Source organism: Mastigocoleus testarum BC008, assembly GCF_001456025.1.
Lineage (GTDB): Bacteria > Cyanobacteriota > Cyanobacteriia > Cyanobacteriales > Nostocaceae > Mastigocoleus > Mastigocoleus testarum.
In genome coordinates this window covers 22684-34637 of record NZ_LMTZ01000091.1, presented here as the reverse complement: position 1 = coordinate 34637, position 11954 = coordinate 22684, and the positions used below count along the sequence as shown (strand labels likewise).

Here is an 11954-nt window from a genome sequence, read left to right as displayed (position 1 = left end):
AAAAGGTATATATGTTTACGTTACGTCGGTGGTGGGGACGCAGGGGTTTACAAGTAGGAATAATAACCTTGATTTTAGCAATTACCTGGATGGTAAGAGAAACTCAAGGTAGTTTTTTGTTGGAACTATATCAACTAATTAATCGCCCTTTGGAGATATTACAAAAACCAACATCCTTAGAAAAGAGTCAAAAAAATGACCGCAGAATTGAGGAATTGCAAAATCGAATAATTACACTTCAAACTCAAAATCAAAAGTTAAAAAGTTTATTGAAGTATGTAGAGAAAAGTTCTTTAACATCAAAACCAATTTTAGCTCGTGTGGTAGGACGTAGTGCGGATAATTGGTGGCAGCAAGTAATCTTGAATCGCGGTAGTGCTGATGGAATTCAAAAAGATTATATAGTTAAGGCGGAAGGTGGACTTGTCGGTATTATAGACAATGTTACTCCCAACACTAGTCGAGTATTACTAATCAGCGATTCCAGTTCTCGGGTGGGCGTTACTATTGATCGTACTGCTGCTAAAGGTGTTTTAAGAGGAAACTCTTCTACAGGAGAGGCTGAACTTGAATTTTATGAAAAAGTCCCTAACGTCAAAATTGGTGACTTTATCACAACATCGACTTATTCCCAGAAATTTCCTCCAGGTCTAGGTGTGGGAAAAATTAAGTCTCTAGATTTGAAAAGATTACCAGCATCAGTTGCTATTGTGGAATTATCTCCACCGATAAGTTCTCTTGATTGGGTGATGGTGTACTCCAAAGCAACTAAAAATAAATCAGACAAACCTCAATAAATATTGTTTGTGTACGCCTTAATCCAAAACAATGAACTTCAAAAATGTACTACGGCGACGGATAAGGCGAAAGCCACGAAAATCCTCAATGCCAAAATCGAAACGACGTAGATTTGAGCGTCAAAGAAAATCCCTATCTAGTTGGGACCCCCGTTTGCGTCAACTATTAGATTGGTCAGTCATTATTGGGTCGGTATTAATATGTTTAATGTTGTTACCCAGTCGCCTTCCAGGAATGCAATTATTGGGGATTGCACCTAATTGGTTATTAATTTGGGTGGTAGCTTGGAGTGTAAAGCGACCTGCATTACAAGGTGCATTTGCTGGAATTATATTGGGTTTACTTCAAGATGGGATGACATCACCTGAGCCAACCCATGCTTTAAGTTTAGGAATTGTAGGTTTACTTACCGGTTTATTTCAGAAACAAAGATTTATTCAAGAAGATTTTATTTCTATTGCTTTAATTGTATTTGGGATGTCAGTTCTAAGTGAAACTATTTTTGCGTCACAAATGATTTGGATGAGCAATCGTCACTTAGAAAGTATTTGGACTTACTATCAGAAGGTTGTTTTAGCTTCTGCAATTCTTAGTAGTTTGTGGGCTCCTGTTGTATATTTCCCACTTAATAATTGGTGGCAAAAAGTTAAATTAGCTGAGCAGCCTTAAAAATAATGAATGCATACTTGCTAGTAAGTATTCAATATTACAAATACAGATTTAAGTGGTGAGGTGCTACAAAGTGCTTTACTTTCTCTATTAATCAACCCTCACTCTTAGTTTTTTTTGATCGTCTTACTGCGCGCCCAACTATTTTTACGTCGTTAAATTTCTACGGATAAGCATTTAGCTGGTACAGCATAACGTAGGTATTGTATAACCATAGTTTGTATTTTGACTGCACGTAGCCCTGCCCTATCTTGCACGTAGCCCCATACTGGCTATTTGAGCATTGAGCAAAAGATTCATTTTTCCAATAATTAACAAATGATATCCAACGCGCAATCAATGGGATTCGATAATTGATCGCTAATATTTCTGTGCAAGTTCAAATTGCTATACATTCAAAGTGTTTACTAATTGAAAGACGGATCGTAACCCGATGGTTGAACAACCAAATATACCGATAGGTAAAGATAATGACGAAAAGCAGCAATTGATTAATAAATCTTTGAATGATTTTGACAATTTTGACCGAAAAATGATGCAACGATGCTTAGAACTTGCTCGTCATGCTTTGGGATGCACTTCACCAAATCCAATGGTAGGGGCAGTAATAGTTAAAAATGGAGAAATTATTGGCGAAGGATTTCATCCAAAAGCTGGAGAACCTCATGCTGAAGTTTTTGCTCTTAGAGATGCTGGCGAAAATGCCCGGGGGGCAACTGTTTACGTTAATCTTGAACCTTGCAATCATTATGGACGCACGCCACCTTGTTCTGAAGCGTTGATAGCTGCTGGGGTGTCAAAAGTTGTGGTAGGAATGGTCGATCCCAACCCCTTAGTTGCTGCAGGTGGAATTGCTCGTCTGCGTTCAGCAGGAATAGAAGTTGTCGTAGGGGTAGAAGAAGAAGCTTGTCAAAAACTAAATGAGGGTTTTATCCATCGCATTCGCTACAAAAAACCATTAGGAATTTTGAAATATGCCATGACTTTGGACGGGAAAATTGCCACATCTAAAGGTCATAGTAATTGGATTACTAATACTGCAGCAAGAAAGCGAGTACATAAATTACGGGTAGGCTGTGATGCAGTAATAGTTGGTGGTAATACAGTTAGACAAGATAATCCCTATTTAACCAGCCATCAAGCTCAAGTGCATAACCCTTTACGAGTGGTAATGAGTCGCAATCTTAATTTACCTTCCAGTGCAAATTTGTGGGATATTCGCGAAGCTCCTACTCTGGTATTGACGGAAGTAGGAGCTAATTCCGAGTTCAAAGAATTCTTACAAAATAAAGGGGTGGAGGTTGTGGAACTAACACCACTTACACCCAGTGTAGCAATGGCGTTTTTATACGAACGTGGTTTTTGCAGCGTACTATGGGAATGTGGAGGAATCTTGGCTGCTAATGCCATCACTCAAGGTGCTGTACAAAAAGTTCTAGCATTTATTGCACCAAAAATTATTGGTGGCTCTGATGCTCCTACTCCGGTAGGTGAATTGGGATTTGCTGCGATGACGGAAGCATTACAATTAGAACGTGTCACAGTCAAATTAGTAGATTCTGACTTATTAATTGAAGGTTATTTGCCTCAATTAACTTAGCTGTTATTTCAATCGATATCAACTGCTCTTGTTTGGATACTATTCTTCGACTGCTATTGTATTGTCACTTAAGTTTTATTGTTACTTAAGTTTAAGAACATACTTTAACAATACTGACGTTCGCGGGCTATATCGCGAATTAAAGGTAAGCGAGATTGGATATAGTCGCTCAAATAATCTGTTTCACGGCAATCTAAGAATGCTCGATCTGTAGTTTGTTTAAGCAGCCATTGTACCAAGCTAGCGTCATCTAATTGTAAAAGCGTCTTGGTCTGACTTGTTTCAATTACAGACCATAACAGACGCATCATTTTGGGGTTCATTATTCCTCCATTTCACTATTAGTTTCAAATCCATTCCAGGATACACAACTCTGACATAAAATTCAGGACTAAATATATAACATGCAGCAACTATTATGGAAAACTTAATATATTGATTTATTAGTTTATGAAGATTCAGAATTTAGTGTATTCTGCTTATCAAAATCATCCAGTTTCAAGTTTCCAATATCTATAATTATTGGCTTGTGGATAGAACTTATAAGTTGGTACTTGTGGGTTTTCATCTCAAAATATTAAGGAAAGAATTACACCTACAATTACCAATTTAATAGACAATTAAATCAAATGGCTGTTTTGATAAAAAATCTTAAATCATATGAAATCCTTGATTTCTCGGATGCAGATAGTACAATCTCCGATTATTCCGGTCGTTGGCGAACTTATTAAAAGTTCACCAGGAACTATTTCTCTAGGACAAGGAGTCGTAGGTTATTCACCACCTGTAGAAGCAATTGAGCTATTACCAAAATTCCTTGCTAATCCCAATAATAATTTTTATCAAGCAGTCGAAGGAATTCCATCATTAATAGATATATTGTCTGCAAAATTACAGGCTTTTAATAATATAAAAATTAGTGAAGAAAACTGCATTATTGTAACTGCAGGAAGCAATATGGCATTCATGAATGCTGTTTTAGCTATTACTTCTCCTGGAGATGAAATTATTCTTAATACACCTTATTATTTCAACCATGAAATGGCTATAAGAATGGCAGGTTGTCATCCGGTGTTAGTTCCAACAGATGAAAATTATCAGTTATTACCAAATGCGATCGCGTCTTCTATTAGCCCGAAAACAAAAGCAATAGTAACGATTTCCCCTAACAACCCAACAGGAGTAGTTTATTCAAAAAGCGATCTGCAAGCAGTGAATCAAATGTGCGGCTCCCATGATATTTATCACATCAGCGATGAAGCTTATGAATATTTTACTTACAACGGTGTAGAACATTATTCGCCTGGGAGTTTTTCAGGAAGTAGAGAATATACTATTTCTCTTTACAGTCTTTCTAAAGCATATGGTTTTGCTAGCTGGCGCATCGGTTACATGGTGGTACCCAAGCATTTACTTGGAGAAATCAAAAAAGTTCAAGATACTATTTTGATATGTCCGCCAGTAGTTTCTCAGTATGCAGCTTTAGGAGCGTTACAGGCAAAGAAAGAATATCTGCAAAAAAATATTGGTGCGATCGCTCAGGTTAGAGAATTAGTTCTGGATTCGCTGCAAAATTTAGAAGATTTATGTACTATCGCTCCAGCTAATGGTGCTTTTTACTTTTTCTTGAAAGTTAATACTTCTATAAATTCTTTTGAATTAGTGAAAAAATTAATTCGTGAATATCAAGTTGCAGTCATTCCCGGTACAACTTTTGGAATGGATGATGGATGTTATCTACGCGTCGCTTATGGTGCGTTACAAGAGGATACAGCTAGGTCGGGGATTGAAAGATTAGTCAAGGGATTGCAAACTATTTTAACTTAAATGAACACACTTATGCTTTGTTATATGATGAATGGATTTCTCAAAAAATTGAAACTGTTAACTGGTAACTGATAACTGATAACTGTAAAAAAATGCCAATTTTTAACAAAATACTCGAAGTTCAAACCAACGAAGGAATTAACATTCATAGTATTACCCCTGAAGTTGAAGCTGTAATTTCATCAACTCCGATTCAGAATGGTCAAGTTTTAGTATTTTCTCGTCACACGACTACAGCTTTAGCCATCAATGAAAATGAGGAAAGATTACTGCAAGATATTAAAGTATATTTGCGAAAATTAGCACCAGAATCAGACAAATATTTACATAATGACCTTCACCTCAGAGAAAATATTCCAGCAGACGAACCAATGAACGCCCATTCTCATTTGATGGCAATGACTCTAAGTACTAGTGAGGTTATTCCTATTATCGACGGAAAGTTAGCTTTGGGAACTTATCAATCAATTTTATTTTTTGAGTTAGATGGACCGCGTAAAAGAACTGTTTTTTGTCAAGTTTTTGGAGAATAGTCAATTAAATACTCTGTTTAAATGTTAAAATCCCTATTATTTTTTGATTCTATTGAAGGAGCGTACTTTTAAGTACCAAGAATTATGTAGTCTGAGTTTACGAATTTTTTTCGGAAAACGAACAGCAAGACTTTCTCTAAGATAAATTTGTGGACTACGTCCCCAAGTACGATAGAGCCACATTGTACTAACAAAGATAATCAAGGCGTTAAAAAGATATTGTAGCGAGATCGGTAATAATCTTACAGTTGGACGACCACCAAATACAAAAAAGAGATTAAAAACTAAAAAAGTACAAAGGGTAAACATCCTATGCTCGATTAGTTCTTTGGGTATGGCTATTTTTTTTCGCGCAAGATAATTTTTGTAGTATTTTTCTAATTTCAGTCCTATTACATAACTAGCTAAACCAAAGAAACCTAAAGTTAAAGGTACAGCTAAAATTTTGGGAATAGGTATGGGAGTATCAAAAATGTAAAACCCAGGTTTAAATAAAGTGTTGAGAAGATTTTCTTCATGGGTCCAAGCGCCAAAGTAATAGTAATCCCAGTTACCTGCATAGAGATAGTAGTAAAAATAAAAACTGAAAACTAATCCTATATAGCTGTAATAAAGCAACTTTCGGTTTGGTTTACTGATGTCAGTCCAATATGATCTTTCTGCATCAATATCAATGCAGGGAGTTTGACAAGCAACACAGTCACTTTTTTCTTCTCCTTGGGAATCGACGGTACGACACATCGATTGAGTAATGGTTTTATTTGGGGTTTGATGAGCAGCACTGGTTAATAATCCCCTCGGTTCGCTGTAGATTTTTTGTACCGGTGACATTGGACAAAAGTAGTTACACCAAGATTTACCATCATATAAATAACCCACTGCAATCGCACAAATAATGGTAAGTACAAGAAAGCTTCCTAGTACCCAACCAGTAGTATTGACGAAAAGTAATCGAGTACAAAGCCCGAGATAAAAACAACTGAATTGTAGATACAAATAATTGCGGGCTAACCAAGAATTTTTTTTAACTTTGCTCGACTTATAGGAAATTTTCCCTGTTAATGGATTAACTCGTTTGTATCGTCGCTGAATTCCCAAAGTACGAGGGATTTGGGATACAAAAGATAACGGACAAATTCGTCGCCAAAATTCGTGTCCCCAAACTAACAAAATAAAAATACTGCAAGGAACAATTGCAGCCCAGAATATTCTTGCACCAACAGGATAAGGTTGTTCTTGCAGGCAAACTTCTTGCACCTTGATGCAGACATTTGGATCTAATTTAAAAGGACTTAAAGTATTACTGGGTTCAGTTAAAGGTGGTGTGATTGGATCAAAAAATAAAGATGCAATCAAAATTAGCCAACCAAGTATCAAAATCCATCTTATTCGATGCATTTGCCTTTCTGATATCTTGCTAAACATGTTTATTCTTGAATTGAGTGGGGATGAAAACTTATAATTGAGCAGCACAAATCATCGCTCAGCAATAATTACAAGCTAAGCTAAGGTCAATTGAGAATATTACACAAATAGCTATTAGTAACCGTTAATTAAACCTAAGTAACCAATTCATTTCTTAAAACTCTATAAATACCTTGAATCAAAGCTTACAGCTAATCTTGATTATTGATTAACTAGTGAGACTGAAATTTGTAACTCATAATTCAACTACTACACAGAAGGCATTACCAAAAATGTTAAGCTACTTCAAATCCTCTTAAAATGATTTATTAATGCCTACATAATTCCTCAATTTTTGTATTATTTTTCGCTTGGTTATCAATATCAAGAATGAATCTGAAAAAGTAATCAGAAGTAAATCAGTACTACCTAAGGACTGGATAAAAAAGCTGAGACTGGCATTAGTCGAATAGATACTTGGTATCTGTAAATACAACTGGCTATTACAAGTATCATTATATATCTTTGAGGATATTTGTAAAAAAAAAGATAAACAAAACAGGACTTACGCACTGGTTACCTTGGGGTGAAAAGTCCTGAAGCGATTGATTTACAGTGCTTTAAGATTGCTACTTCAGAACCAAAAATGAAATACCTAGAGCCTGTGCTAACTGCTAAGTGCTAACCTTAGTCCCAATGACTTTAATTACGTTGTCTGTTCGTAAGTACTGGTTTAATTAACTTATTCTTAAAATAAGAAACATTTATTCTGTGTTGAGCTAATTTATTTGCCCAACCATCAGTAATAAATACAAGTTAGTAACTTTTGGCTGATTTTAGAAAATTTACTAGGTAAGGTTGAACCAAAATTAACATCTAATTAGTTAAGAACGAAATAGATATTAACTGAAAGCAAATAACCAATCTGCGATTGGGTATGAGTAAGTTATTCTTTTGCTAAAATGCAACCACTACGAGAAGGAATTGTTAAATTGAGCAGTTTGCATTCGCTGTCAATATTCCATTTAGTTTCGTTTTTGCTATACACAAGTTTTTGAGGCTGGAATTTTAGTTCGCTAACATCAATTTTTACAGTTGCTTTCTTCATACCAATATTAATTGCAACTATTACTTCTTCAGTTTCTAAAATCCGTGCAAATACATAAATATCTCCTTCTGTAAACAAAACTTGATATTTACCAGTATGCAAACAAGTATAGCGATTGCGTAGGGCTATTAGTTCGCGGTGGATTTTGAGAATATCCTGATTCCAGTTTTCATTGGAAGGAAATCCACGACGAGAGTCTGGATCGATACCACCAGGTAAACCTACTTCATCACCATAGTAAATGCTGGGAGCTCCGGGAAAGGTAACTAATAATAAAGTTGCTAATTCAACACTTGCAACATCTCCACCTGTAATCGTTAGCAGTCTAGCAGTATCGTGGGAAGCAAGTAGATTCAATTGGGTGAGTTGAATTTCCCAAGGATAGAGTTTGAGTAATTCTTGGATTTTATTCGCATATTCTGTTGCTGATAAAGCCGGGTAAACTTCATAGTCCCGTCCTTGGACATATTCCCGCATCACGCGATCGCCTGCAGTAAAAGCAATGGTTGGTCCAGTAAATAAGTAATTCATTACCCCATCAAATTGGTTTCCATCTAACCATTGACGGGAATCTCCCCATACTTCACCAACAATATAAGCTTCGGAGTTGATAGCTTTGACCCGTTTCCTGAATTCTTCCCAAAATCCGGGAGTTTTAATTTCAAATGGTACATCTAAGCGCCAACCGTCAATACCTACTTTTAGCCAATATTCGGCAATTTTCATGATATATTCCTGAACTTCAGGATTATCGTGATTAAATACTGGTAAAGCGCGATTTCCTACCCAACCAACATAATTCGGTGGTGAATCTCCAGTGTAAGCTGCAAGGGGCCATCCTTCAATTCGGAACCAATCCAACCAAGGGGAATGGGGACCATTTTCTAAGATGTCGTTAAAAAAGAAAAATCCACGACTCGCGTGGTTAAATACTCCGTCGAGAACTACTTTAATATTACGTTGACGTGCTGCATGTAGAAGTTCTCGGAAAGCTGTATTACCACCCAAGATGGGGTCTACTTGATAATAATCATGGGTATGATAGCGATGATTGCAAGCTGATTGAAAAATCGGGGTAAAGTAAATCGCATTTATTCCCAAGTCTTGAATGTAATCTAATTGTTCGATTACACCCCATAAATCCCCACCTTTGTAACCTTGGAGTGTTGGTGGAGCTTCCCAAGGTTCCCATGAAGGATTGTGAAGTAATTTTCCATCTGTTTGCTGACTTTTGGCAAAGCGATCGGGGAATATTTGGTAGAAAACTGCGTGTTTAACCCAATCTGGTGTTTGAATCTGCATAGATTAAATTTATAAGACTATCCAAGTTTATAGAACTACAGAAAGTCACTAACTTGCAACACGCTATCAGAAAAACAGCCAATGCAAATAGAGAGTTAACGAGAAACCCAATTAAAATTCAAAAAAAATATATTGCTACTCAGTAATATGTATCACGGGAAACAATTATTCAGATGATTAGTGCTAAATATTTTAGGGTACTAAATATTTTGAACAAAACCACAATCAACTGGGTTTTTGATTCCTCACTCCCAAATTTTGTAAGATTTTGCCAATATTATTCAAGTCTCCCACAATTCTTCTAATGGGATGAGGCCAAACTTTAACTAGAGTCGGAGTCGCTGTAACTTGGTTCGCTTCTGCTTGTTCGGGATGACTTAAAACATCAATCACCTTGAGAGTATAAGGATGACCCAAATATTTTTCTAAAATTTCGTGTAAAGTCTGTAAAATATGCTCTGTTGCAGGGTTATGTCCAGCAATGAATAGACGAAAGACATGAGCCTGGGTTTCTGTTTCTGAATTTTCTGGAGAAATAGTTGTTGGTCTATTATTTAAAGTTACAGGTTCAGAAAGATCCAAACGTAAGACCAGATCATTTTCTTCCCACAACAACGGAAATGAAGAACGATAAGTAGTCAACATCATGCGATCGCACAAATCTTCATGCCAGGTAGCGCTCTGCCACACTAATTCCTTTGTACCAAAAATACAATTTAATAAAGCCTGATAGCGAATTACAAGAGGACTTGCTTCAGCAAAGGTTTTTATCTGTTGGGTGTTTGGATCTAGCCAATGGTCAATTGTGGCAGTATAACAAGGAACTAAAAAGTGAGGTGGTTCTGACAAACCTAAGGTTTCTTGTAAAGTTGCACATAAATGTAAATGCCATCGACCTTGTTTATGGGGGTCAATACAATATACTAAATCTCCACCCGGAGTGAATAGCGCAATCCCTTTAAATAATTTCGGTAGAGATAATTTATCGGAGTCCAAAAGTATAAGCCAATGTCACAATTTGTGCTAACTAAGGACTTATTGCCCTTTTTTGCAAGTAGAGAGGATTTGAAAAAACAAAAACCTCACTACCTTTATTATTCCATTTGAGAAGCTGCAAATCTTCAAAAATTTAAAACAACTATATAAATAAGGAGTCAGAAGTCAGGAGTCAGAATTGTGCGCTACCGCGCACCGCTTTGCTAACAGGAGTCAGGAATTAAAAGTAATAAATTACCCATTACCCATTACCCATTACTCATTACTCATTACTCATTACTCATTACTGTGCGCTGTCGCGTCCCGCAATACCTTACGGTACGCTACCGCTAGCCGCTAACGTTACTTATTACTCATTACCAATAAGCTTAAACGCGACCGCGAAGGAATTGCGCCATTTCATTGGGGGTAGGTGACATTTCCAAAGCTGTTTCTTCAGTAATTCTTCCTTCTTCATAAAGTTTAAATAGGGATTGGTTCATGGTAGCCATACCGTCATAACTAGCTTGTTTCATTAGTTCGGTAATTTCATCATACTTACCATCAATGACCCATTCTTTGACAGCATCAGTATTAATTAAGATATCGTGGAAAGCCGCACGTTTGCCATCAGTAGTCCGACACAAACCTTGAGCGATGACTGCAACTAAAGCTTCAGATAAGGCTACTCGCATTGCATCCTGTTCTTCACCAGAGTAAAGATTAAGAATACGCTCAATGGTTTTTACTGCGCTATTGGTGTGTAGGGTACCCATAACTAAGTGACCTGTTTGAGCAGCCTTAAGAGCAGTATTTACAGTTTCCTTATCTCTCATTTCACCTACAAGGATTAAATCTGGGTCTTCCCGCAAAGCTGCTTTTAGTGCATTATCAAACTTACGGGTATGCATACCCACTTCACGCTGTTTGACGAGAGATTTTTGAGACTTGTGAACAAATTCAACTGGATCCTCAATGGTGATGATATGTTTAGGCATCTCTTTATTGATATAGTCAATCATCGCCGCCATTGTGGTAGATTTACCAGAACCAGTCGGACCCGTGACTAAAATTAAACCCTTGTGATAGTGACAAATATCTTTAAATACTAACGGCAATTTTAGCTGTTCCATGGTTAGTATTTTGACTGGTATGAGACGCAATACCATTGCATTACCCCGCAGGGAATCAAAAATATTAATCCGTACTCGGGCAAAATCGTATTGAGTCGCACCGTCAAATTCAAGTTTTTCTTCAAAACTTTTGATCTCTTCGGGGGTTAAGATTTCCTGTAACCATCCCCTGAAAGTCTCTTTATCTGTAACTGGATATTTTGTGGTTTCAATCTCACCACGGTTACGATACCGAGGTACTTCTCCCACACCGAGGTGAATATCGGAAAAACCATCATCAAAAGCTTTTTTAATTAACTGCTCCAATTTTGGTTGGGAAGAATTATTTCTGGAACTCAAGTTATTTCTGGAATTTGTAGGACTTGGTGCTGGTGGTGGAGTTCCCGGACGATGTGTAGATGAATTATTGAAAGCTGGTGGTGGAGGTGGTGGAGATTTAACTACAGGATTAACAGGAGTTCTTGAAGTAGACATATTTAATGTTTGTGTAACTTGTCGTTGAGTATCGATAGTTGGCTGCACCGTGGCTAGAAAATCATCAGACCCATCGGATGTCGAATTGGATAAATTCTCAGATTTGATATCCATATATAGATGCTGGTTAA

The 11954-nt window shown here is 36.8% G+C and carries 10 protein-coding genes; 5 read left to right on the top strand and 5 right to left on the bottom strand.

Annotation, left to right across the window (positions count from 1 at the left end; all coding sequences use genetic code 11):
- Positions 1–11: 11 nt before the first annotated feature.
- The 3 genes from mreC to ribD all read left to right on the top strand — a co-directional run bounded on the left by mreC (position 12) and on the right by ribD (position 3067).
- The gene (gene mreC, locus BC008_RS17845; RefSeq protein WP_027844291.1) at positions 12–797 is read left to right on the top strand and encodes a rod shape-determining protein MreC; all 786 of its coding nucleotides are present in this window, start codon (positions 12–14) and stop codon (positions 795–797) included.
- Between the two features lie 88 nt (positions 798–885).
- Positions 886–1467 (top strand): rod shape-determining protein MreD, encoded by a 582-nt coding sequence (gene mreD / locus BC008_RS17840; RefSeq protein WP_058183743.1) that lies wholly within the window; start codon positions 886–888, stop codon positions 1465–1467.
- Between the two features lie 532 nt (positions 1468–1999).
- The gene (gene ribD / locus BC008_RS17835) at positions 2000–3067 is read left to right on the top strand and encodes a bifunctional diaminohydroxyphosphoribosylaminopyrimidine deaminase/5-amino-6-(5-phosphoribosylamino)uracil reductase RibD (RefSeq protein ID WP_235595889.1); all 1068 of its coding nucleotides are present in this window, start codon (positions 2000–2002) and stop codon (positions 3065–3067) included.
- A 104-nt stretch (positions 3068–3171) separates the two neighbouring features.
- On the opposite strand, the gene BC008_RS17830 is transcribed toward ribD, so the two are convergent.
- Positions 3172–3390, bottom strand: coding sequence for a hypothetical protein (locus BC008_RS17830; protein ID WP_058183742.1), 219 nt, complete (start codon positions 3388–3390; stop codon positions 3172–3174).
- A 337-nt stretch (positions 3391–3727) separates the two neighbouring features.
- Here BC008_RS17830 and BC008_RS17825 point away from each other — a divergent pair, with 337 nt between their 5' ends.
- A complete protein-coding gene (locus tag BC008_RS17825) occupies positions 3728–4894 on the top strand; it encodes a pyridoxal phosphate-dependent aminotransferase (RefSeq protein WP_027844288.1) in 1167 nt (388 codons plus the stop codon).
- Positions 4895–4986: 92 nt separating this feature from the next.
- On the top strand, positions 4987–5427 hold the full coding sequence (locus BC008_RS17820; RefSeq protein ID WP_027844287.1) for a secondary thiamine-phosphate synthase enzyme YjbQ: 441 nt from the start codon (positions 4987–4989) through the stop codon (positions 5425–5427).
- Between the two features lie 36 nt (positions 5428–5463).
- Here the strand turns inward: BC008_RS17820 and BC008_RS17815 are convergent, their stop codons facing one another.
- The 4 genes from BC008_RS17815 to BC008_RS17800 form a co-directional block, all read right to left on the bottom strand.
- A complete protein-coding gene (locus BC008_RS17815; protein ID WP_058184117.1) occupies positions 5464–6825 on the bottom strand; it encodes a 4Fe-4S binding protein in 1362 nt (453 codons plus the stop codon).
- 952 nt (positions 6826–7777) lie between these two features.
- Positions 7778–9241, bottom strand: coding sequence for a glycoside hydrolase family 13 protein (locus tag BC008_RS17810; RefSeq protein WP_027844286.1), 1464 nt, complete (start codon positions 9239–9241; stop codon positions 7778–7780).
- A gap of 225 nt (positions 9242–9466) precedes the next feature.
- Positions 9467–10237 carry a circadian clock KaiB family protein gene (locus BC008_RS17805; RefSeq protein WP_027844285.1) on the bottom strand — a complete coding sequence of 257 codons (771 nt, stop codon included), beginning with the start codon at positions 10235–10237 and terminating at the stop codon, positions 9467–9469.
- A gap of 368 nt (positions 10238–10605) precedes the next feature.
- A complete protein-coding gene (locus BC008_RS17800; RefSeq protein ID WP_036266208.1) occupies positions 10606–11937 on the bottom strand; it encodes a type IV pilus twitching motility protein PilT in 1332 nt (443 codons plus the stop codon).
- Between the last annotated feature and the right edge of the window lie 17 nt (positions 11938–11954).